Annotated in this window: 20 protein-coding genes; 8 read left to right on the top strand and 12 right to left on the bottom strand. The window is 68.8% G+C overall.

Going from position 1 to position 23023, the window contains the following annotated elements; genetic code table 11:
• Nucleotides 1-96: 96 nt before the first annotated feature.
• The 3 genes from TSH64_RS20295 to TSH64_RS20285 are packed head-to-tail and all read left to right on the top strand — an operon-like array spanning nt 97 to nt 3950.
• Nucleotides 97-1821, top strand: coding sequence for an NAD+ synthase (locus TSH64_RS20295; protein WP_109447701.1), 1725 nt, complete (start codon nt 97-99; stop codon nt 1819-1821).
• Between the two features lie 30 nt (nt 1822-1851).
• Nucleotides 1852-3168: a nicotinate phosphoribosyltransferase gene (locus TSH64_RS20290; protein ID WP_109447699.1), complete on the top strand. Its 1317-nt coding sequence runs from the start codon at nt 1852-1854 to the stop codon at nt 3166-3168.
• A 17-nt stretch (nt 3169-3185) separates the two neighbouring features.
• Nucleotides 3186-3950, top strand: coding sequence for an isochorismatase family protein (locus TSH64_RS20285; RefSeq protein WP_109447697.1), 765 nt, complete (start codon nt 3186-3188; stop codon nt 3948-3950).
• A gap of 12 nt (nt 3951-3962) precedes the next feature.
• Here TSH64_RS20285 and TSH64_RS20280 read toward each other — a convergent pair whose 3' ends face one another.
• Genes TSH64_RS20280 through TSH64_RS20270 form a run of 3 tightly spaced genes read right to left on the bottom strand, consistent with a single transcriptional unit; the run spans nt 3963 to nt 6193 of the window.
• A complete protein-coding gene (locus tag TSH64_RS20280) occupies nt 3963-5171 on the bottom strand; it encodes a glutathionylspermidine synthase family protein (protein ID WP_109447695.1) in 1209 nt (402 codons plus the stop codon).
• 4 nt (nt 5172-5175) lie between these two features.
• The gene (locus TSH64_RS20275; RefSeq protein ID WP_109447693.1) at nt 5176-5760 is read right to left on the bottom strand and encodes a DUF1190 domain-containing protein; all 585 of its coding nucleotides are present in this window, start codon (nt 5758-5760) and stop codon (nt 5176-5178) included.
• A 19-nt stretch (nt 5761-5779) separates the two neighbouring features.
• Nucleotides 5780-6193 carry a DUF350 domain-containing protein gene (locus TSH64_RS20270; RefSeq protein ID WP_109447691.1) on the bottom strand — a complete coding sequence of 138 codons (414 nt, stop codon included), beginning with the start codon at nt 6191-6193 and terminating at the stop codon, nt 5780-5782.
• A 217-nt stretch (nt 6194-6410) separates the two neighbouring features.
• Here TSH64_RS20270 and TSH64_RS20265 point away from each other — a divergent pair, with 217 nt between their 5' ends.
• From TSH64_RS20265 to TSH64_RS20245, 5 genes are read left to right on the top strand one after another with little or no spacing between them, the layout of a single operon-like run.
• Entirely contained in the window at nt 6411-6983 is a 573-nt protein-coding gene (locus TSH64_RS20265) for a TetR/AcrR family transcriptional regulator (protein WP_199237613.1), read from the top strand.
• Nucleotides 6980-10393 carry an acyl-[ACP]--phospholipid O-acyltransferase gene (locus TSH64_RS20260; RefSeq protein WP_109447687.1) on the top strand — a complete coding sequence of 1138 codons (3414 nt, stop codon included), beginning with the start codon at nt 6980-6982 and terminating at the stop codon, nt 10391-10393. The genes TSH64_RS20265 and TSH64_RS20260 overlap by 4 nt, the downstream gene beginning before the upstream one ends.
• On the top strand, nt 10390-11079 hold the full coding sequence (locus TSH64_RS20255; RefSeq protein ID WP_247873056.1) for a CDP-alcohol phosphatidyltransferase family protein: 690 nt from the start codon (nt 10390-10392) through the stop codon (nt 11077-11079). The genes TSH64_RS20260 and TSH64_RS20255 overlap by 4 nt, the downstream gene beginning before the upstream one ends.
• Nucleotides 11076-11762 carry a lysophospholipid acyltransferase family protein gene (locus TSH64_RS20250; protein ID WP_109447683.1) on the top strand — a complete coding sequence of 229 codons (687 nt, stop codon included), beginning with the start codon at nt 11076-11078 and terminating at the stop codon, nt 11760-11762. The genes TSH64_RS20255 and TSH64_RS20250 overlap by 4 nt, the downstream gene beginning before the upstream one ends.
• Entirely contained in the window at nt 11759-12736 is a 978-nt protein-coding gene (locus TSH64_RS20245; RefSeq protein ID WP_247873055.1) for a phosphatidate cytidylyltransferase, read from the top strand. The genes TSH64_RS20250 and TSH64_RS20245 overlap by 4 nt, the downstream gene beginning before the upstream one ends.
• Before the next feature lie 83 nt (nt 12737-12819).
• Here the strand turns inward: TSH64_RS20245 and TSH64_RS20240 are convergent, their stop codons facing one another.
• From TSH64_RS20240 to TSH64_RS35675, 9 genes are all read right to left on the bottom strand, one after another.
• A complete protein-coding gene (locus TSH64_RS20240) occupies nt 12820-14511 on the bottom strand; it encodes a methyl-accepting chemotaxis protein (RefSeq protein WP_109447682.1) in 1692 nt (563 codons plus the stop codon).
• Nucleotides 14512-14595: 84 nt separating this feature from the next.
• Nucleotides 14596-14811, bottom strand: a complete 216-nt coding sequence (locus tag TSH64_RS20235) for a hypothetical protein (RefSeq protein WP_109047547.1) — start codon at nt 14809-14811, stop codon at nt 14596-14598.
• An 83-nt stretch (nt 14812-14894) separates the two neighbouring features.
• A complete protein-coding gene (locus tag TSH64_RS20230) occupies nt 14895-16070 on the bottom strand; it encodes an acetyl-CoA C-acetyltransferase (RefSeq protein WP_109447680.1) in 1176 nt (391 codons plus the stop codon).
• Nucleotides 16071-16159: 89 nt separating this feature from the next.
• Nucleotides 16160-17533: a TIGR00366 family protein gene (locus TSH64_RS20225; RefSeq protein ID WP_109447678.1), complete on the bottom strand. Its 1374-nt coding sequence runs from the start codon at nt 17531-17533 to the stop codon at nt 16160-16162.
• A gap of 131 nt (nt 17534-17664) precedes the next feature.
• Nucleotides 17665-18321 carry a 3-oxoacid CoA-transferase subunit B gene (locus tag TSH64_RS20220; RefSeq protein ID WP_109447676.1) on the bottom strand — a complete coding sequence of 219 codons (657 nt, stop codon included), beginning with the start codon at nt 18319-18321 and terminating at the stop codon, nt 17665-17667.
• A complete protein-coding gene (locus tag TSH64_RS20215; protein WP_109447674.1) occupies nt 18314-18976 on the bottom strand; it encodes a 3-oxoacid CoA-transferase subunit A in 663 nt (220 codons plus the stop codon). The genes TSH64_RS20220 and TSH64_RS20215 overlap by 8 nt, the downstream gene beginning before the upstream one ends.
• A gap of 388 nt (nt 18977-19364) precedes the next feature.
• A complete protein-coding gene (atoC, locus tag TSH64_RS20210) occupies nt 19365-20786 on the bottom strand; it encodes an acetoacetate metabolism transcriptional regulator AtoC (RefSeq protein WP_247873054.1) in 1422 nt (473 codons plus the stop codon).
• Nucleotides 20783-22633, bottom strand: coding sequence for a two-component system sensor histidine kinase AtoS (gene atoS / locus TSH64_RS20205; protein ID WP_109447672.1), 1851 nt, complete (start codon nt 22631-22633; stop codon nt 20783-20785). Before atoS ends, atoC begins: the two co-directional genes overlap by 4 nt.
• Before the next feature lie 198 nt (nt 22634-22831).
• A partial coding sequence (locus tag TSH64_RS35675; RefSeq protein ID WP_211099164.1) for a hypothetical protein occupies nt 22832-23023 on the bottom strand: 192 nt, incomplete at its 5' end.

Raw genomic sequence — 23023 nt, 5'->3', positions numbered from 1 at the left:
CCGGACCGGAGTCCGCTCCCATGGTCAGGGTCGCATCACACCATGACGATCAAGCCCGCCGGACAGACCGGCGGCATTCGGCAAAGGAGCTTTGCCATGTCCAACACCTCTTCCACCAACACCTCTTCCACCTTGCGCATCGTCTGCGTCCAGGCCAACCCCACGGTCGGCGCGTTGCAGGGCAATTTCGACATCGTCCGCCGCCATCGCGCGCAGTATCGCGGCAAGGCCGACCTGCTGGTGTTCAGCGAGTGCTTCGGCAGCGGCTATCCGCTTCAGGATCTGGTGCTGCGTCCCGGCTTCCGGCGCGATTTCCGCGCGGCGCTCGATGCGCTGGCCGGTGAGATGCGGGGCGACGGCGGGCCGGCGGTGCTGGTCGGCGGACCGCTCGACGGCGCCGCCCTGCCCTACAACGCCGCCTTTCTCATCGAGACCGACGGGTCGATGAAGATCGTGCTCAAGCACACGCTGCCGAACGACGAGGTCTATGACGAGAAGCGGGTCTTCGCCCCCGGCCCGATGCCCGCGCCCGTCGATTTCCGCGGCTTCCGCCTGGGCATCGGCATCTGCGAGGATTTCTGGCACGGCAAGGTCGCCCAGGCGCTGGCGGCCGAAGGGGCCGAGATCCTGATCGTGCCGAACGGCTCGCATTTCAGGACCGGAAAGCAGGCGGTCCGGCTCGCCATCGGCCGGCGCACGGTCAAGGCCACCGGCCTGCCGATCCTCTACGTCAATCAGGCCGGGGGACAGGACAGCCTGGTGTTCGATGGCGGAAGCTATGCGATGGACCGGGCCGGGCTGGTGATCGCCCAGGCCGGCTTCCGGGAGTGCGAGTTCGACATCACGCTGGAGCGCGGCGAGGACGGCGGCATCGACCTGCGGCGCGGCGACGTGCTCGGCATGCTGCCGAACGGCTATCCCGACGAGACCGAGGCGATGTATCGGGCGCTGGTGCTGGGCCTGCGCGACTATGTGGACAAGAACGGCTTTCCCGGCGTGGTGCTCGGCATGTCGGGCGGCATCGACAGCGCCCTGTCGGCCGCCGTCGCTGTGGACGCGCTGGGCGCCGGGCGCGTGCTGCCGGTGCGGATGCCGTCGCCCTACACCTCGGTGGAGAGCATGGAGGATGCCGAACGGGCCGCTTCCCTGCTCGGCACCCGCCTGCTGACCGTGCCGATAGCGCCGGCGATGGACGCCTTCGACGGCATGCTCGCCCCGGTCTTCGAGGGCCATCCGGTGCCGGCGGACGACACCACCTTCGAGAATGTCCAGGCGCGGGCGCGCGGCATGACGCTGATGGCCCTGTCCAACCGGCTTGGGCTGATGGTGCTGAGCACCGGCAACAAGAGCGAGATGAGCGTGGGCTATGCGACCCTCTATGGCGACATGTGCGGCGGCTATTCGGTGCTGAAGGACGTCTACAAGACGGTGGTCTTCCGGCTGGCGCGCTGGCGCAACACGCACCGCCCCGAAGGACTGCTCGGCCCGCAGGGGGCCGTGATGCCGGACCGTATCATCGCCAAGCCGCCGAGTGCCGAACTGCGCGAGGGACAGACCGACGAGCAGGCCTTGGGCGCCTACGAACATCTCGACGCGGTGCTCGCCACCATGGTCGAGGGGCTGAACGGGGCGGACCGTGCCGCCGAACTGGCGAGTGCCGCCGTCGGCCAGCCGATCTCCACCGCCTATGCCGAGCGCATCGCCCGCCTGACGGCGCGGGCGCAGTACAAGCGCGACCAGAGCCCTCCGGGCGTCGTCGTCACCGAACGGACCTACGGGCCGGGCTGGCGCCTGCCGGTCACCAACCATTACGGGCTGTGACCCGGTCAGCGAGAACAGGAGGTTTCAGCCATGCTCGTCAATTTCAGCAGCCGCGCCCACAATCACAATTTCGCCACCGACTTCATCGTCCGGTCGCTGCTCGACACCGACTGGTACAAGCTGGCGATGCTGCAATTCATCTGGCGGCATTTCCGCGACGTGAAGGTCCGCTTCAGCCTGATCAACCGCACCCGCTCGGTGAAGCTGGCCCGGATCATCGACGAGGCCGAACTGCGCCGCCAGTTGGACAATGTGCGCACGCTGCGCCTGAAGCGTTCGGAAGCGGTCTGGCTCCAGGGCAACACCTTCTATGGCCAGCGCGGGATCTTCCGGCCGGAGTTCGTCGCCTGGCTCGCCGAGGATTTCGCCCTGCCCGACTACCGGCTGTCGGAAGAGGACGGCCAGTGGCGCCTGGACTTTGAAGGGTCGTGGGCGATGACGACGATGTGGGAGATCTACGCCCTCAGCGTCATCAACGAGCTGAAGACGCGGGCAGCGCTCGCCAGCATGACCGAGACCGAACTCGACATCCTCTACGCCCGCGCCAAGGTCCGCCTGTGGGACAAGATCGAGCGGCTGCGCCCGCTGGAGGATCTCAGCCTGTCGGATTTCGGCACGCGGCGGCGGCACAGCTTCCTCTGGCAGGAGTATGTGGTGGAGACGATGGCTGCGGAACTCGGTCCGCGCTTCATCGGCACCTCCAACACCCATCTCGCCATGAAGCACGATCTGGAAGCCATCGGCACCAACGCGCACGAGCTGCCGACGACGGTCGCGGCACTGGCGCGGACCGACGGAGAGCTGCGGGTGGCGCAATATGACGTGCTGCGGCTGTGGCAGGAGACCTATGGCGGCTCGATGCTGGTGTTCCTGCCCGACACCTTCGGCTCGACCCAGTTCCTGCGGGACGCGCCGGACTGGGTGGCGGACTGGACCGGCATGCGGGTGGACAGCAAGGAGCCGGTGGCGGCGGGCGAGGAGTACATCGCGTGGCTGGAACGCCACGGCCGCGATCCGCGCGAGAAGCGCGTCCTGTTCAGCGACGGGCTGGACGTCGAGGACATCGTGACCCTCCACCAAACCTTCGGCGGCCGCATCCGCGACGGCTATGGCTGGGGCACGCTGCTGACCTCCGACTTCCGGAACTGCCACCCGCGCAACGGCCAGGGGCTCGACCCGCTGAGCCTGGTCTGCAAGGTGACCGCGGTCGAGGTGGACGGCGCCTGGAAGGGGGCGGTCAAGCTCAGCGACAATTACGAGAAGGCCACCGGGCCGGCTTCCGAGGTCGCCCGTTACCGCGCCATCTTCGGTACCGAGGGCGTCGCCAACGTCCCGGTGCTGGTCTGACCCGCAGGAGAGACGCCATGACCGAGACCATCGCAAATTTCGCCATCGGCCCCGCCGCCGCTCTGGAAGCCGTCGCCGCCGCGCTGCCGGTGCGCAGCGCCAGCGTCTCGCTGGCCGGCAAGCGGGTTGGGAAGCTCGACGTCGATCCGGTGAACGGGTTCGCCGCCATCGGCGGCGGCAATCTGGCGCCGCCGGTCGCCAACGCCCAGGTCACCTGCATGATCGCCGAGATCGACCGCACGAACCGGCTGTTCCTCTCGGCCGGCCATCCCATCGCGGTGTTCCTCGACACCCATGAGCCGGGCAAGCCCGAATACCCCTACCCGCCCCATTGCGAGGCCGGCACCGGCGAGGAGAATCTGGTCGAGGAACTGTCCTGGCTGGACGGCACCCCCGGCGTCACGCTGATGCGCAAGGACTGCATCAACGGCGTGGTCGGCACGACCGACCTCGTGACGGGCCAGAACCGGCTGTTCGACTGGATCACCGCCAACGGCATCGAGACGCTGGTGGTCGACGGCATCTGCACCGACATCTGCGTGCTTCAGGCGGTGCAGGCCTTGCTGTCGGCGCGCAACCACGGAATGACCGGACCGCTGCGCGAGATCGTCGTGTATGAGCCGGGCTGCTCCACTTACGACCTGCCGCTCGACACCGCCCGCAGCCTCGGCCTGCCCGACACCGCGGCCCACCCGCAGGCGGTCGCCCACCACATCGGGCTGTACCTGATGCAGGCGAGCGGTGCCATCATCGCCGACGAGCTTGTCTTCCGCGGCGCGTGACCTCAGACGTCCTCAGGGCGGTGCGATCATGTGCGGGACGAAGCGGCTGGTGTTGCCGGTGATCAGCGCGCGGTCCTCGCGGATGCCCAGGCCGCAGGGCTTGCCACCGGCCATCCAGACGCCGAAGACGGCATGGTTGCCGTCGGCCTCCGCCAGCGGCGTGAAGGACTGGTACACCCAGCCCTCGTCGACATAGGGTCCTTCGGTCTGGGCGATGGGCTGACCGATGGGCAAGCCGGCGGCGTCGAGGGTGGCGATGCTGACATTGCTGCCCTCGCGGCCGAGCAGCGGCTTCGCCACCACCGTAGCCCCCGCCGGAAAGCCGGTGCGGTCGAGCGAGGTCTGCAACAGGTTGGGGTGGCCGGGGTTCAGCTCCCACAGCAGGGCGAACAGCCCCTTCGACGCCATCACCATCTTCCAGGCCGGCTCGATCATCCGGATCCGCCCTTGCGCGGCGGCGGTCACCAGTTCGCGGCCGGTCTCCTCCCGGATCATCCAGTCCCACGGATAGAGCTTCATCAGCTGCCGGATCGGCAGGCCGGCATCGTCCAGGAAGCAGCCGGAAGCGTCGTCGTAGCGGATCGCCTGGATCGGCATCGCCTTGGTGGTCATGCCGGCGCGCAAGGCAAGGGTCTGGAGATAGGCGATGGTCGCCTCGTCCTCCGGATGCGGCATCAGGCAGGCGAAATGCACCGCCTCGGCCTGCGATGCCAGCGCGGGGAAGGCCTGCATCCGCGCCTGCCAACGCTCGACCAGGGCCTCCTCCAGGCTGTTGAACTGGTCGGCGTCGGGATGGACGTCCTGAAGCCAGCACCATTGGGCGACGGCGGTCTCGTAGAGCGAGGTCGGCGTTTCCGCATTCAGCTCCAGCGCCTTCGGCGGCCCGCCCTTACCGTCCCAGGCGAAGTCGAAACGGGCGTAGAGCGCCATGTCCCGCCCGTCGCGCTCTTTCCAGCTCGCCTCGATGGCGGGAGCCGCCCAGCGCGGAAGTCCGACCGCCTCGTACAGGCCGCGCGTCACGACGTGGCCGACGGCCTTCTCGCACAGCCGGTAGACCTCTTCGGCGGCCTCCTCCAACGTCTCGATTTCGGCGAGGGAGAAGCGCCAGTAGGCGCTTTCGTCCCAATAGGCCGTGCCGTCGGCGTCGGTGTGGAAGGGAAAGCCGATCTCGTCGAGCTTGGCCTGCCACTGCGGGCGGGGGGCCGTCCGGACACGTTCCATCGCCTCAGCTCCCCGAGAAGCCGCGCGACGACCCGGTCGAGCCGAAGCCGGCGCTGCGCCCGCTCGTGGTGACCGTAAAGGACTTTCCCGAATTGCCCGAGCCCGGCCGGTAATAGGAGCCGGAACTGGAGGACACGCCCCCGCTGCCCTGACGGATTTCGTCCCGGCGTTGCGGCGGCAGCGGCGTCTCGGCGATCCGGGTGTTGCCGCTGCGGGCATAGCCCTGGCGGTCGAAATAGACCGGCTGGGCGTAGCCGCCGGTCAGGCTGCGGCCGATCATGAAGCCGACCAGCGCCGGAACGAAGATGCTCCCGGTGCCGCTTCCCATGCCTTCATTGGCCGGAGTGCAGGCACCATCGCCCATCTCCGCCTCGCAGGCCTCCCGGCTGGCGAAACGGGGGGCGCCGGCCAGATGCTCCTGGCGGGCGGCGGTGAAGGCCTCGGCGCAGTCGCTCGCCGGCTTCTCGGCGGTGCAGGCTTCCACGGAGGGATAGACGGTCGCCTCTTCGGGGCCGTCCTCGCCACAGGCGAACAGGAGCGGGCTGATGCCGCCCAGCAACAGGGCCGCGACGGTGCGCGAGCGCTTCATCGGAAAGCCTTTCCTCGGATCAATAGGTCAGCGAGCCGTAATTCAGCAGCCCGACCGCTATGGACAGGCTGGCGAGCAGGATGCCGTAGGCGGTGCGGTCGGCTTCGACACCGGCGCGGAAATCCGGCAGCAGCACGCGAGAGCCGATGACATAGACCAACAGCTGCGACACCAGCGCGATCACGCCCCACACCGCCAGATCGACGATGTTGGTGGTGTGCGAGGCGACGCTCATCAGCGGCAGGGCGAAGCCGATCATGGCACCGCCCAGGGTCAGGGCGGCGGTCGTGTTCCCCTGACGAACCAGTGCCAGATCGCGATACGGGGTGACGGCGGTGTAGGCCAGGATGAACAGCAGCAGGAACCCCAGCATCACGACGGCGAAGAGCAAATATGACGGAAGGGTTGTCAGAGACTGGAGAACCGGCGTCATACTATCATCCAACGTTGCATCGCTACCCCCTAGCGTTGCATCGTTCGTGGGCGTTCGACAAGGACGGATCGGGATGGCGGGAGGCGAACCATGGCAGCTCATAGGTGGTATATCCATGAGCTGAGCCGGGACCGCCGCACCCTATACTTTTTTGCCGTTGCGCCCGTGAGGTGGCCTCGTCACCTTGTGAGTGAACATTCATTCACATGGAGGCGTCATGTCCACCGACGTTCGCCACAAGGTCCGCGATGCCGCCATCGCGCTGTTCGCCCAGAAGGGGGTGAAGGCGACGACGGTCCGCGACATCGCTCGGTCCGCCGGGGTATCGGAGGGAGCGCTCTACCGCCACTGGCCGAGCAAGGAGGAGCTGGCGGCAGACCTGTTCGCGGCGGAATACACGGCCATGTCGCAGAGCCTGCGCGAGGCGGCGGGCCAGGGCCCGGCGCCGGAGCGGCTGCGGCGGGTCATCCGTCACGCCTTCCATCTGGCCGAGGCGGCCCCCGACCGCACCCGCTTCCTTCTGTTGTCGCAGCATGAATCGCTGCCGCTGGTGCCGCAGGGCCAGGAGACGCCGGTCGACGTGATCTGCGGCATCGTCGCCGACGGGATCGCCGAGGGCAGCATTGTGCCGGCCGACCGCGATGCGCTGTCCCACATCGTCATCGGCGCCATCGTGCTGAACGTGCAGTCGCAGGTTTACGGCCGGCAGAGGGCATCGCTCTCCAGCCTCGCCGACCCGATCGCCGACGCGATCCTCACCGGAATTTCCAGGATTGGAGCCGGACGATGAACGCCTCCGCCCTTCTCGCGTCGCGGCGCTTCCTGCCGCTGTTCCTTGCCCAGTTCCTCGGCGCCTTCGGCGACAATGTCCTGCGCGGCGCCATCGCGGTGCTGGCAGTCTATGGCGTGTCCGGCGAGGGTGCGCTGAGCGGCGCGATGATCTCGACCCTGGCGGCGGGCGCCTTCACCCTGCCCTTCCTGCTGCTGTCGGCCACCGCCGGCCAACTGGCCGACCGTTACGACCGCACGGTGATCGCCCGCATCGTCAAGCTGGCGGAAATTGGGCTGATGGCGCTGGCGTCCTGGGGCATCGTCGCCGCCGACCTGCCGGTGCTGATCATCGCGCTGGTCGGCATGGGCGCCCATTCGACGCTGTTCGGGCCGGTCAAGTACGGCCTGCTGCCCGACCTGCTCCACCCGTCCGAACTGACCGCCGCCAACGGTCTGGTGGAGGCCGGAACCTTCGTCGCCATCCTGCTGGGCACCATCGCCGGCGGCTCGCTGGCCCTGCTCCATCCCTGGGCGGTGCCGGGCATGCTCGGCGCTTCCGCACTGCTGGGTCTGGCCGCGTCGCTGTTCATCCCGCGCGCCGGCAATGCCGATCCGGCGGTGGCTGTCGGGCTCAACCCGCTGGCGGTGACGGTGCGGGTGCTGCGCTCGGTCGCCGGCGACCGGGCGTCGATGCGGGCGATCCATGGCATCTCGGTGTTCTGGGGCGTCGGCGCGGTGGTGATGGCGCAATTCCCGTCCATCGCCCGCGAGACGCTGGGAACCGACAGCGGCGGCGCCACCCTGCTGCTGGCGGTGTTCGCCATCGGCGTGGCCGCCGGCTCGGTGTATGCCGGCCTCAGCCACCGCACGCCGTCCACCGCCGATGCCGGCCGCGCCGCGTTGGCCGGTCTGATCGCCGCCCTGGCCGGCGCCGCCCTGCCCCTGCTGACCCCGGCCGTCCCGGCGGCAGAACCGTTGTCGCCGCTGGCCCTGCTGGCCCAGCCCTGGGCGTTGCCGCTGCTGGCCGACCTCTTCGTCATCGCCGCCGCCGGAGGCGCCTTCGCCGTTCCGCTCTATGCGTTGATCCAGCACCGGGCGGCACCGGGCGCCCGTGCCCGCGTCATCGCCGCCGCCTATGTGATCAACGCGCTCTACATGGTGGCCGGCTCGGCGGTCGCCGCCGGGATGCTGGCGCTGGGGGCCTCGCCGCTGACGGTCGCCTCGGTGGGCGGCGCCAGCATGGCGGTGGCCGTCGTGATGGCGCTCGCCGTCGATGCGCGGGCGCTGATGCGCACCGTCTTCCGCGGCCTGTTCCGGCTGGCCTTCCGTGTCGAGGTCCGCGGGGCCGAGCATCTGACCAAGCTCGACGGCGCCGCCGTGGTGACGCCGAACCACCAGTCCTTCCTGGACGGCGCTCTGCTCGCCGCCTTCCTGCCGGGCATGCGCTTCGCGGTCGACACCCACATCGCAAAGCACCCGCTGGTCAAGCCGTTCCTGGCAATCGCCGACCATGTCACCATCGATCCGACCAACCCGCTCGGCACCCGAATTCTGGCCCGCGCCCTTGCCGACGGCGACAAGGTCTGCATCTTCCCGGAGGGGCGGATCACCGTCACCGGGTCGCTGATGAAGATCAACGGCGGCCCCGGCATGCTGGCCGACAAGGCGCGCTGCCCGGTGGTGCCGGTCAGCATCGAGGGCGCCCAGCGCTCGGTCCTGTCGCGGATGAAGGGCCGGCTGCGGCTCGGCCTGTTCCCGCGCATCACCATCACCGTGCTGCCGCCAGTGACGACCCCCGATGTGGGTGGTCTGGTCGGCAAGAAGCGCCGCGCCGCTCTGAAATCCTGGCTGTCGCGCGTGATGACTGAGAGCGTCTTCGCCGCCCGCCCGCGGCAGGAAACGCTGATGCTGGCCTTGCTCGACGCCCGGGCCAAGGCCGGGGCGCGGGAAGAGGCCGTGCAGGACGGCGATTTCTCCACCCTGTCCTACCGCGCGCTGGCGGCCCGCGCCCTGGTGCTCGGCCGCATCCTGACGCGCGGCACGGAAGCGGACGAGCCGGTGGGCGTGCTGCTGCCGACCGCCTCGCCGACGGCGGCGGTGTTCTTCGGCCTCGCCGCCCATGGCCGGCCGGCGGCCATGCTGAATTTCACCGCCGGTCCGGATGCGGTGAAGGCCGCCTGCCGCGCCGCCGGGGTGCGCCGGATCGTCACCTCGGCCCAGTTCATCGAGAAGGCACGCCTCGGCGCGCTGGTCGAGGCGCTGGCCGCCGACCACGCCATCATCCATCTGGAAGAGGTCAAGCGCGGGCTGCGGCTGGGTGACAAGCTGCGCGCCCTGGCGGCTCTGCTGGCACCGGAACGGCTGCTGCCGCCGCAGGGGACCAGCGACGACATCGCCGCCATCCTCTTCACCTCGGGGTCGGAGGGACCGCCGAAGGGCGTGGCGCTCAGCCATGGCAATCTGCTCGCCAACATGGCGCAGGTGGCGTCGGTGGTGGATTTCAACCGGCAGGACGTGGTGTTCAACTGCCTGCCCGTCTTCCACTCCTTCGGCCTGACCGGCGGCATGCTGCTGCCGATCCTGAACGGGGTGAAGACGGTGCTCTACCCCAATCCGCGCCATGTCCGGCTGATCCCGGAACTGGTCTACCAGACCAACGCCACCGTCCTGTTCGGCACCGACTTTTTCCTGAACGCCTGGGCGCGGTCGGCCGATCCCTACGACTACCGCTCGCTGCGCCTCGTCTTCGCCGGGGCAGAGCGGCTCCAGGACGAGACGCGGCGCGTCTACACCGAGCGGCTGCGCGTCCATCTGCTGGAGGGCTACGGCACCACCGAAACAGCACCGGTGATCGCCGTCAACACCCCGGCCCGCTTCCGTCCCGGCAGCGTCGGACAGGCCCTGCCCGGCATCGAGACAGAGCTGGTGCCGGTGCCCGGCGTCGATGCCGGCGGGCGGCTGCGGGTGCGCGGGCCGAACGTGATGAAGGGCTACCTGCACGCCGACCGTCCCGGCGTGATCCAGCCGCCGGCCGATGGCTGGCATGACACCGGCGACATCGTCGAGATCGACGCCGACGGCTTCATCCGCATCGTCGGCCGGGTCAAGCGTTTCGCCAAGGTGGCGGGCGAGATGATCCCGCTCGGCCTCGTCGAAGAGCTGGCGGGACTCGCCGATCCGGACGCCACCCATGCCGCCGTCGCCCTGCCCGATGCCAAGCGCGGCGAGCGGATCGTGCTGGCGACCACCGGCACCACGCTGACCCGCGATGCGCTGGTCGCCGCCGCACGGACCAGGGGAGCCCCCGAGATCGCCATTCCGCGCGACATCCTGCACATCGACGCCGTCCCGCTGCTGGGCACCGGCAAGACCGATTATCCCGCCGTGACGCGGTTCGCCGCGGAGGCCGCAGCCAAGGAGCCTGCATGATGGAGAACAGTGCAACCGCCGCCAATGCCGCCGCCAAGCCGGCTGCCGACCGGCGCCCCATCGCCACCCGGTCGGCCCGCTGGGCGCAACGGCTGGCGGCGTGGCTGACCACGACGCCGGTGACCCCGAACCAGATCTCGCTGCTGTCGGCGGTGTGGGCGGCAATTGGCGGCGCCCTTCTGCTGCAGGGCGGTGTGCTGGCCTGGATCGGTGCTGCGCTGTGCGTCCAGCTGCGCCTCGTGTGCAACCTGCTCGACGGCATGGTCGCGGTTGAGGGCGGCAAGGGATCGCCGGTCGGCGCGCTCTACAACGAGATCCCCGACCGTGTCGCCGACACCGCCTTTTTGGTGCCGCTGGGATATGCCGCCGGCCTGCCCTGGCTTGGCTGGGCGGCGGCGCTGGCGGCCATGATGACCGCCTATGTCCGCACCTTCGGGGGCGCGCTTGGGCTGGCGCAGGATTTCGGCGGGGTGATGGCCAAGCAGCGCCGCATGGCCGCCCTCACCGTCGCCCTGATCGCCCAGGCGGTCGAGCATGCGCTGTGGGGCACGCGCTACAGCCTGCTCGCGGCGGCCTGGATCATCATGGCCGGCAGCCTGCTGACCGTCGCGACGCGCACGCTCGGCATCGCCCGCCGCCTGAATTCCCAGCATCTGGAAGCCCTCAAGCCGGAGGTCCGGTCATGATCCCCCTGTTCCAACCGGCGCTCCGCCACGGCCTGCTCGGGCTGACCCGCCTGCTGGTCGGCGCCCGCGCAAGCTGGGAAGGCAGCGCTCCCGCCGATGTCCCGCGCATCTATTTCGCCAACCACACCAGCCATCTCGACACGCTGGCCGTCATGGCGGCCCTGCCGGCGAATTTGCGGGCGCGTACCCATCCGGTGGCCGCACTCGACTATTGGGGGGGGTCGGCCCTGCGGCGCGCGGTGGCGGTGGGCTGCCTGAACGCGCTGCTGGTCGACCGCACCGGCAAGGCGACGGCGGAGGTGATGGACGCCATGGCGGCGGTGCTGGAAAGCGGGCAGTCGCTGATCCTCTTCCCCGAGGGCACGCGCGGCGACGGCACCGTGGCGCCATTCAAGAGCGGGCTTTACCACCTCTCCCAACGGGTGCCGACGGCGGAGCTGGTCCCCGTCTTCATCGAGAACCTGCACCGCGTGATGCCGAAAGGCATGCCGCTGCTGGTGCCGCTGATCTGCACCATGCGCTTCGGCGCGCCGCTGCAAGGGGTCGAGGGCGAGGACAAGGCGGCATTCCTGGGACGCGCGCGCGACGCGCTGGTGTCGCTGTCCCGGCCCGCCTCCCAGTCCAACGCGCAGTCCAATTCCCAACCGGCTTCCCAACCTTCCGACCAACGGACCACCCGATGAGCAGCGTGATCAACTCAGTGATGACTGTCTTCACGACCACCGAGCCGCTGTTCCTCTGGCTGTCGGGCGCCGCCCTCGGGCTGCTGGTCGTCGCCACGCTGATCGGCGCCGTCCTGGCCCACCGGGTGAAGACGCCGGCCGGGCGCGACACGGTGCGCAACCTGAACGCCCGCATCCGCTCCTGGTGGGTGATGGTGGCGCTGTTCGCCGCGGCGATGCTGCTGGGCAGCGTGGTGACGCTGGTGCTGTTCGCCCTGCTCTCCTATCTGGCGCTGCGCGAGTTCATCACGCTGACACCGACCCGGCGCGGCGACCATGCCGGGCTGTTCCTGTCCTTCTTCGTGGTGGTGCCGCTGCAATACTGGCTGGTCGGGATCGGTTGGTACGGGCTGTTCTCGATCTTCATCCCGGTCTATGTGTTCATGGCGCTGCCGTCGCTGTCGGTTCTGGGCGCCGACACCACCGACTTCCTGACCCGCACCGCCAAGGCGCAATGGGGCCTGATGCTGGCGGTCTATTGCACCAGCCATGCCCCGGCCCTGCTGTGGCTCGACATCCCCGGCTACAGCCTGCCCCCCGCCCTGCTGCTGCTGTATCTGATGACGGTGGCGCAGCTGAGCGACGTCTTCCAATATGTCTTCGGCAAGCTGTGGGGCAAGACGCGGCTGTCGCCCGGCATCAGCCCGTCCAAGACGGTGGAGGGGCTGGTCGGCGGCGGGCTGACCGCCGTCGCCATCGGCACCGGCCTGCACGTCATCACGCCCTTCTCGCCGCTCCAGGCGGCCGGCATGTCGCTGGTCATCGTGACGGCCGGGTTCTTCGGCGGTTTCGTCCTGTCGGCGATGAAGCGCGACCTCGGCGTCAAGGATTGGGGCACGATGATCGAGGGGCATGGCGGCGTCCTCGACCGTCTCGATTCCGTCGTGTTCTCGGCGCCGCTGTTCTTCCATCTCACGCGCTACTGGTTCACCTGACCTGCTGCGTCCGCAGTCCAGACGCACGAACGCCCCGGCTCCTGCGAACCGGGGCGTTCATGCAATCACGGACCCAATGGGTTTCAGGCGGCGCGGATTTCCGCCAGGAACGTGTCGAGTTCCCGCTTCAGCAGGGCCGCGTCGGTCGCCAGCGTGTCGGCGGACTGCTTGACCTGACCGGCGGCCACCCCGCTCTCCCGCTCGGCCTTCTGGATGTCGACCACGCTGTGCGAGACCTCGTTGGTGCCGAGGGCGGCCTGCTGGGCATTGCGGCTGATCTCGTCGGTCGCCGCACTCTGCTGCTCGACCGAGGCGGCCATCTCGGCGGCGGACTGGTCGATCTGCTCCACCTGGCCGATGATGCCGCGCATCGCCTCCACGGTCCGGTCCGACGCCGCCTTCACGGTGCCGATCTGCTGGCCGATCTGCTCGGTCATCGCATGGGTCTGGCTCGCCAGATTCTTGACCTCGCTGGCGACCACGGCGAAGCCCTTGCCCGCCTCGCCGGCGCGGGCCGCCTCGATGGTCGCGTTCAGCGCCAGCAGATTGGTCTGGGAAGCCACGGCGTTGATCGAGGCGACGACCTGATCGACCTGCTCGATGGCGGTGGACAGCGCATCCAGATGGCCGCGCGCCTGCTCCGCCCGCTCGGCGGTCACCTTGGACCGCTGGGCCGCCTGCACCACCCGCCCCGACAGGCCGCGGATCGCCGTCGACATCTCCTCGGCAGCCGACGCCACCGCCTGCACATTGACCGACGCCTGCTCCGACGCCGAGGCCACCGACGTGCAGTCCTGCTCGGCCTTGCGAACCGCGCCGGACAGGTGCGAGGCGGTCTGCTGGAAACCGCTGGCCGACTGACCGAGCTGCTCGACGATGCGGCCGACCCGGCTTTCAAACCGGTTCGCCAGATCGACCACCGCCGCCCGCTTTTCGGCATCCGCCCGTGCGGCGGCGCTGCGGCGCTCCTGCTCCATCTGGCGGTTGCGCAGGATGTTCTCCTTGAAGACCTCCAGCGTGCGCGCCATGCCGCCAATCTCGTCCCGCCGTCCGCGCTCCGGCACCTCGGCGTCCAGATCATGGTCGGCAAGCCGCAGCATGACGCCATGCACGCGCGACAGCGGGCGCGTCACGCTGCGGGCGACCGCCCAGCCCAGCAGAAGGGCGAGTGCCGACAGCCCGGCGACCACCAGACCAAACACGGTCATCATGCCGACGAAGGCGGAGCGCAGGTCGTCGGTGTAGACGCCGGTGCCGATCACCCAGTCCCATGGTTCGAAATGGACCGAATAGGCCAGCTTCTCATAGGTCGGCCCCTTGGGGTCGTTGGGCCGCGGCCATTCGTAGGTCACGAACTCCGGCACCGGCGTCAACGCGCCGCGCACCGCCTCACGGATGACGTAGACGCCGTTGCGGTCGCGGATCTCGGCACCGCTCTTGCCGATCAGCGCCGGGTTGGCATGCATGACGTTGACGATCTGCGAGGTCCAGATCCACAGATACTCCCCGTCGGCGTAGCGCATCGCGCCGATGGCCGTTTTGGCGCGCTCCTTGGCGTCCTCCTCGCTCATCGCGCCGTCCTGCGCCAGCTTGTGGAAGCGGGCGGCGATGCTGCCGCCGCTCTCGGCGATGAAGCGGACGCTGTTCATCCGCTGCTCGACCAGCGCACGGTTGACGAAATGGCCGCCGACCGCCGCCACCAGCCCGGCGGCGATGATCGACAGCGACGCGAGGAATCCGATTCGCCACCGCAACGGCAGCTCCGACAAACGCATGATTCTGTTTCCCTCTTTCCGGCCTGCCCCCGGTCCGCTCCCAGGGGCCGTTCCCAGAGGCCGTTCCCGGTGGCCGGACCGACGTTACGAGCCGCGGCCCGCACCGGCGACGATGCTGGTGACCGCTTCGACGGTGCCATGGTCTGCGGAATGGACCCGGTTCACCTCGTTGAACGCGGCGATCTGGGCGTGACTGACATGGCTGAAATGCTCCGCCGCCCGCAGGGCGAGGGCCCGCCCGTCAGAGGCGTCGGCGACCGCGATGTGGAGGGTGACGGACACCTCGATAATCTCTGCCATACTACTATCCTTCAAAAGGGTACAAATGGTCGCGGAGCCGCCGCCCTGTGTCGGTATCGGCGGCTCCGCGTTTCGTGAGGGGATCAAGCGCGCTCGACGCAGAGGGCAACGCCCATGCCGCCGCCGATGCACAGGGTGGCGAGGCCCTTGCGGGCATCGCGCCGGCCCATCTCATGCAGCAGGCTGACCAGGATGCGGGCGCCCGACGCGCCGATGGGATGACCGAGCGCGATGGCGCCGCCGTTGACGTTCACCTTGGCCTCGTCCCAGCCCATACCGGCATTGACCGCCAGCGCCTGCGCCGCAAAAGCCTCGTTCGCCTCGATCAGGTCGAGGTCGTCCACCGACCAGCCGGCCTTCTGCAAGGCCAGCTTCGAGGCCGGGATCGGCCCGGTGCCCATGATCGCCGGATCGACGCCGGCCGTCGCCCAGGAGGCGATGCGGGCCAGCGGAGTCAGCCCGCGCCGGGCGGCGTTCTCCGCCGTCATCAGCACCAGCGCGGCGGCTCCGTCATTGAGGCCGGAGGCGTTGCCGGCGGTCACGGTGCCGTCCTTGGCGAAGGCCGGGCGCAGCTTGGCCAGCGCCTCCAGCGTGGTGCCGTGCTTGGGATACTCGTCGGTATCGACGACGGTATCTCCCTTGCGGCCCTTGATGGTGACCGGCACGATCTCGTCCCGGAAGCGGCCGGCCTTCTGCGCGGCCTCCGCCTTCTGCTGCGAGGCAACCGCGAACCGGTCCTGCCGTTCGCGGCTCAGGTCCCAGGCGCGGGCGACATTCTCGGCGGTGGCGCCCATGTGGTAGTTGTTAAACGCCTCCCACAGCCCGTCGCGGATCATGCTGTCGAGCATCTCGGCGGTGCCCATCTTGGTGCCGTTGCGCAGATGCATGAGGTGGGGCGACAGGCTCATGTTCTCCTGGCCGCCGACCACCATCACCTCGGCGTCGCCGCAGCGGATCGCCTGCCAGCCGAGCGCCACCGCGCGCAGGCCGGAGCCGCAGACCTGATTGATGCCGAAGGCGGTCTTCTCGACCGGGATGCCGGCCTTGACCGCGGCCTGACGGGCGGGGTTCTGGCCCTGGCCGGCGGTCAGCACCTGGCCCAGCACCACCTCGGACACCTCGGCGGCGTCGGTGTGGGCGCGCGACAGCGCCTCGCGAATCGCGGCGGCGCCGAGTTCATGGGCGGGGACGGATGCCAGCGCGCCGTTGAAGCTGCCGATGGCGGTGCGGACCGCGCTGGCGATGACGATCTCGGTCATGGAGGACTCCTCCGGAACAGTGTGTCTTGCAGGAAGGAAGGCCGCCGCGCCCATCCGGTGGAGCGCGGCGGCCGGTCGGTTGCAAATGGTCAGAAGTAGAGGCCGATCAGGAAGATGGGCAGCGTGATGACCAGGGCCGTCGCGCAGTAGCCCATGATGTCGCGCACCCCCAGCCCGGCGATGGCGAGCGCCGGCAGCGCCCAGAAGGGCTGCGCCATGTTCATCCACTCCTCGCCATAGGCGATGGCCATGGCCGCCTTGCCGAGATCGACGCCGAGCTGCTGGGCGGCCGGCATGATGAAGGGACCCTGGACCACCCAGTGGCCGCCGCCCGACGGGACGGCGAAGTTGATCAGGCCCGACGACAGGAAGGCGAGGACCGGGAAGGTCTCCTTGTTGGCGATGTCGACGAACAGGTTGGTGATCAGACCGCCCAGGCCGGAATGCTCCATCATGATCTGGATGCCGGCGTAGAAGGGAAACTGCACCATGATGCCGGCGGTGCCGCGGGCGGCGTTGGCGACGGCGCGGGCATAGGCCATCGGCGTGCCGTGCAGGATCAGGCCGGCCACCAGCATGATCAGGTTGACCGTATTGATGTTGAGGTCGAAGCCCTTGGCCTGGAAGTGCAGGAACAGGTAGCCGATGCCGAGTGCTGCGACGACGAAGCCGAGGACGCGGCTCTCCTCCAGCTTTTCGGCCGGGCTGGCATCGGGGCCGAGAACGCGCTTGGTCGAGGGTTCCGGCTTCAGCAGGGCGGGATCGACCGCGACCACCTCATGCGGCTTCGGGTGCATCATCCAGCAGATCAGCGGCAGGACGACGATCAGCGCCAGCGTGATGCCGACATTGTAGGTGGTGAAGATGGTGTCGGAGATCGGGATCAGGCCGACGGTCTTCTCCATCGGGTTGCCCTTGGTCGCGGCGACCAGCGGAACCGAGGCGGAGAAGCCGCCATGCCACGTCATGAAGCCGATATAGGCGGACGCGATCAGCAGCCGGTAGTCCGATTTCGGCACGCGGCGGGCCACCTCGCGGGCGAACATGGCGCCGACGACGAGGCCGAAGCCCCAGTTGACGACGTTGGTCACCGCGGCGGCGAAGCAGACCAGCATGACGCCCTGGGCCGGCGTCCTGGCGATGGAGGCCACCCGGCCCATGACGTTGCGCACCGGCTCCGAACTGGCGAGCGCATGGCCGGTGACTAGCACCAGCGCCATCTGCATCGAGAAGGCCAGCAGGTTCCAGAAGCCGTTGCCCCACATGCGCACCAGATCGACCGGCCCGCTCGGCGTCAGCCACCAGGCGAAGCCGAAGGTCAGCACGGTCAGGATGATGGCGAAGATCAGCGGGTCGGGCAGATAGCGGCTGACCAGCCAGGTCAGGGCACGGGAAATCGGCGTGATCGGGTTGAAGCGGGCGCTGGTCTCCGGCGCCGGCGGGGGGGCTGTGGTGACGCTCATGGCGGGTCTCCGGCACGAGGGGGCCGTTCCCGCGCCGTCGGCTGCACGGCCGGACGGCGCGGGGAGGACGGTTCCCCCCAACGATCAAAATGGACCGCGATCAAAATGGGCCGATGCGTGAAGAACGGCGGTCAGGCGCCGACCGGCATGGTCGGCACCGCGGACGGGACGATCAGCTCGGCCCCGGTCTGGGCCAGCACGTCGGCCACCGTGACGCCGGGTGCCACTTCCCGCAGCACCAGCCCCTTGTCCGTCGGCTCGATCACCGCCAGTTCGGTGACGATCAGGTCGACCCGTCGCACCGAGGTCAGCGGCAGTTCGCAGCGCTTGACGATCTTGGGCGTGCCCTTGGCGCTGTGCTGCATGGCGACGATCACCCGCTTGGCGCCGGAGACCAGATCCATCGCACCGCCCATGCCGGGCACCATCTTGCCGGGCACCATCCAGTTGGCGAGCCGGCCCTCCTCGTCGATCTGGAGGCCGCCCAGCACGGTGACGTCGAGATGCCCGCCGCGGATCAGGCCGAAGGACATTGCGCTGTCGAAGGACGCGGCCCCCGGAACGGCACCGATGGGACTCCCGCCGGCATCGCTCAGATCCTCGTTCTCCGCCCCCGGTTCGGGCACCGGGGCCATGCCGACGATGCCGTTCTCCGACTGGAAGAAGACGTTGACGCCGGTCGGAAGATGGGCGGCGACCATGGTCGGCAGGCCGATGCCGAGATTCACCAGGTTGCCCGGCCGCAGTTCCAGCGCGACGCGCTTGGCGATCAGGGTTTTCTCATCCATGGCGACGCTCCTTGGCGACCAGGCAGTCGACCAGCACATTCGGGGTGACGACGCTGTCGGGCGGAATGACGCCCACCGGCACGATGTCCTCCGCCTCGACGATCACCGTTTCGGCCGCCATCGCCATCAGCGGGTTGAAGTTGCGCGCCGTCAGCGCGTATTCGAGATTTCCCAGATAATCGGCCCGCTTGGCGGCGATCAGGGCGAAATCGGCCTTCAGCGCCGTCTCCAGCAGATAGACCGTGCCGTCCAGCTCGATGCGCTGCTTGCCCTCCTCGACCACCGTGCCGACGCCGGTCGGGGTCAGCACGCCGCCGAGGCCAAAGCCGCCGGCGCGCACCCGCTCGGCCAGCGTGCCCTGCGGCACCAGATCGACCATTGTCTCGCCGGCGATCATCTGGCGCTGGGTTTCGGAATTGGTGCCGATGTGGCTGGCAATCACCTTGCGCACCGCCTTCGCCGTGACCAGCCGGCCGATCCCCACGGTGGGGCGGGCGGTGTCGTTGGCGATGACCGTCAGGTCGCGCTTGCCCTGGCGGAGCAGTTCATCGATCAGGTGGGGCGGCGTTCCGACCCCCATGAACCCGCCGATCATCAAAACCGCGCCATCGGGAATCATGGCGACGGCCTCTTCCAGCTTTCGCACTTTACTCATTCGACGTCTCCCTTGGACGTCGGGGTGCGGCGGATCGATTTCCGCCGGCAGCCCCGCGGGCGCGGAGCCCGCCCCGGGATCCCTGACGGGAGCCTTGAAAGGTGGACCGCGCGCTCATTCTTGTTTCATAGCGCTGCGATCGGGAGACCCGCGACATCCAGGCCAGTGCCGTGGACCGTCTGAGCCGGCCGATATATCCATACAATTGCAATGGATGTGCCAACGGCCGGCTCCAGGCCGGATGACGGAGAAATCCAGCATCCGCCTTGGAGTTCGGCACCCGCCGCCGGTCGGAACCGGGAGAATGCCGGCCCGGCCGCCCGATCCGGTGCGCAACTTTGTGCGTGCTGCGCAAATTCTTGCGCAGCAGCCCCTTCAGACCGGCCGTTCAGGAAATGCCGTATTCCTGAAGTTTGTAGAGCAGGGAGCGGCGGCTGATCCCCAGCTGCTGGGCCGTCCTCATCCGGTTGCCGTCGTTGCGGGCCAGGGCCTCGGCCACCACCCGTGCCTCGAAGCGGCTGACCTGCTCGCGCAGGCTGCCGGCGGCGGACGGGGCGGCAGCGCCGTCGCTGTCGGTATCGGTTGTCGGTTCGCTGTCCCCGGCCTGTCCGGCGATCTGCTCCGGCAGATCCTCGGTGACGATGATGGCACCGGTGCTCATCACCACCGCGCGCTCCATCGCGTTGGACAGTTCGCGGATGTTGCCCGGCCAGCGGTAGGCCAGCAGGCGCTCCATCGCCTGCTCGTCGATGCCGCTGACCTCGATCCGGTTCTCGGCGGCGAAGCGTTGCAGGAAATGGCTGGCGAGCAGGCGGACATCCTCCGGCCGCTCGCGCAGCGGCACGGTCCTGAGGGTCACGACATTCAGCCGGAAATAGAGGTCCTGCCGGAACAACCCCTGGCGGACCATCTCCTCAAGGTTGCGGTTGGTGGCGACGATGACGCGCACATCCGTGCGCACCAGCTCGGTGCCGCCGACCCGCTCGAACTCGCGCTCCTGAAGCACGCGCAGCAGCTTCACCTGAAGGCTGGGGGAGATGTCGCCGATCTCGTCGAGGAACAGGGTGCCGTGCTCGGCCTGCTCGAAGCGGCCGCGGCGGCGCGCCTGCGCTCCGGTGAAGGCCCCCTTCTCGTGGCCGAAGAACTCGCTTTCCAGCAGCCCCTCCGGCACCGCGGCGCAGTTGACCTTGACGAAGGGGCCGGCATTGCGCGGGCTGTTGTAGTGGATGGCCGCCGCCACCAGCTCCTTGCCGGTTCCACTCTCGCCGGTCACCAGCACGGTGGCGTTGCTCTTGGCGACCTTGGCGATGGTCTGGAGAAGCTCGCTCATGCGCGGGCTGGCGGTCAGGATGCGGTCGGTGCGGTAGCTGCTGGACAGTTCGCGGTGCAGGGTGGCGATGTCGTCGCGCATCCGGCGCATCTGCAACGCCCGCCCGACCTGCAGCAGGATCTCCGCGATGTCGAAGGGCTTGATGACATAGTCGAAGGCGCCGTCCTTGATCGCCTGGACCGCGGCACCGACCTCGGCATAGGCGGTCATCAGGATCACCGCGGTGGAGCGGTCGAGCTTGCGGATTTCCGCCAACGCCTGCAACCCAGTCATCCGCGGCATGCGGACATCCATCAGCACCACGGCATGGCGCTGCGCTGCGAAGGCGGCGACCGCCTCCACCCCGTCGGCGGCTGCGGTCACCGACAGCCCGTCGCGCGTCAGCACCGCGGCGAGCATTTCGCGGATCGCCTCGTCGTCGTCCACCACCAGGACGGCCGGCGCCGAAATGGTCTGCATGGCAGGGAACTGGGTCGTCATGCGTCAACCGTCCGGTTGTGAAGGATGGGAATCCGCAGGGTCACCGTCGTGCCGGCACCCGGCACGCTGGCGATGGCGATGGTTCCATGATGCGCATCGACGATCCGGTGCGCCATCGCCAAGCCAAGCCCGGTCCCCTGCGGCTTGGTCGAAAAGAAGGGATCGAACACCTTGTCGAGGTTCTCCGGCGCGATTCCCTCGCCGTCGTCGCTCACCGTGACGACGGCCTCGCGGCCATCCGCCGCCATGGCGGTGGCGATGGCGATGCCTCCGGTTTCCGAGGTCGCCTGCACCGCATTGATGATCAGGTTGAGCATGACCTGCTTCAGCGCCTCGCCATCGGCTTCGACCAGGGGCAGGCCAGGGGCGGGATGCAGGGCGATGCGGGCGTTCGACCTGCGCCCCGCCAGCAAAGACACCTCGCGGATCAGATCGTTCAACTGCACCGGCAGGAAGGCCGGCGGGCGTGGCCGGCCGAACTCCAGCAGTTCGGTGACGAGGCGGTTCAGGCTGTCGACCTGCCGGACGATCAGGGGGGCATAGCGCTGCCACTCGGCGACATCGTCGGAGCTTTCGAGGAACTGCATAAAGCCGCGGATCGAGGTCAGCGGGTTGCGCACCTCGTGGGCGAGGCCGGCGACCAGCTCGCCCAACGCCGCCAGCCGGTCGGCCCGCATGATCTGGGTGCGCAGCCGCTGCTGCTCGGTCAAATCCTTCAGCACCACCACCGCGCCGATGGCCTCGCCATGGCTGTCGCGCAGCACGCTGCTCGATACCGTGAGATGAAGCGTCTGTCTGGTCCCCGGAAAATCCAGCGCCACGCCGACATGCTGCCGGCCGGTCTTCAGCGTGTCGAGCAGCGGGCTGGCGAAACGGCCATCCGGCTTGAACAGGGACTCGTAGGGTCTGCCGATCACTTCGGCCGCATTCACCCCGATCATCGCCTCGGCGGCCGGGTTGAGCGCCGTCACCTGCCCGGCCCGATCCACGGCGATCACGCCGTCGGCAATGCTGTGCAGGATGTTTTCGGTCAGGGACTTGGCGTCCAGCAGGGCGCGGGCCATGGCGTTGACCTCGACCGCGATGGCGCCGACCTCGCCCGGCGGCGGCCGGATCGCGTCGCCAAGGTCGCTCCGCATGCGCAACAGACCGTCGATGATCTGGCGGATGTCGCGGCCGACCCCACGCGTCAGCACCTGTGTCAGCACAAGGCCGAGCAATATTCCGCCGAGGCTGACGGTCAGGACCGCCCGGTCCATGGCGGCGGCCTGCCGCTCCACATCGTCGGAAAGCTCGTTGGCCCAGATGTAGCCGATCACGCCGCCGTCGCGGAGGATCGGCAGCATCGCGTTCAGGATGAAGCCGCGCACCTGCCGGCCGCTTTCGACCGCCTGCCTGCCGCTTTCCAGCACATGCCAGCCCGGATGCTCCGGCGGTATCGTGGTGCCGACCGTCGCGCTGTAGTCCCGGCTGGGCCCATAGGTGATGATGGCGTTGAGCGCTTTGCTGTAATAGCCGACGCCCACGCCGGGATTCGCCCCGGCGACCATGTCGGTGAAGGGGGTCAGCCGGCCCGAAAGGGCGCGGATCGCGGCATCGCGGTCGCCGGCCGCGACACCGGCATCTGTCAGAAGGGAATCGAAGCCGGGGCCGAGATGAGCATCCAGCAGGCGCGTCAGGCCGAAGAGCTTCTCCGACTTTTCCCGGACCAGCGCCTGCCGTCCCTCCCGTTCCAGCAGGTAACCGGTCAGCGAGATGGGCAGAACCACCACGGCAAGCGAAACCAGAAGCAGCTTGCCGCGCAGGGTGCTCGGCAGGGAACGGCGGATCCAGTCAAGGGGCCACATGGCGCCCACTCCTTTCACCCGGGCATGGCCTGGAGTGCGATCGGCTCAAGCGGAATCGCTTGAAGCGTGAATCGCACGGGAAACCAAAAGGCCAGAGTCCGCCCGGTTCCGCGGCCATAGCAGATTTGCGGCCGGCTGGGGAAGGAGGAACGCCCGCCTTCCCCCGGTACAGCCGCAATGCCGGCCCTGATCCGGCCATCAACCGAGGTTGACGTCGGAGAGCGAAAGCACCGTGCTGTTGTAGACGCTGAGCAGCCGGACCTCGGTGGCGGCCACCTGTCCGTCGCCGTTGGTGTCGACCACCTGGTACAGGCCGGAACTGCTGCCATTGTTGGCCAGAACCAGCATGCCTGCACCGGCCGACGAGTTCGTCAGCGTCCCTAGAGCCGT

It is taken from the genome of Azospirillum sp. TSH64, from assembly GCF_003116035.1.
GTDB lineage: Bacteria > Pseudomonadota > Alphaproteobacteria > Azospirillales > Azospirillaceae > Azospirillum.
This window is presented reverse-complemented; position numbering and strand designations above follow the sequence as displayed.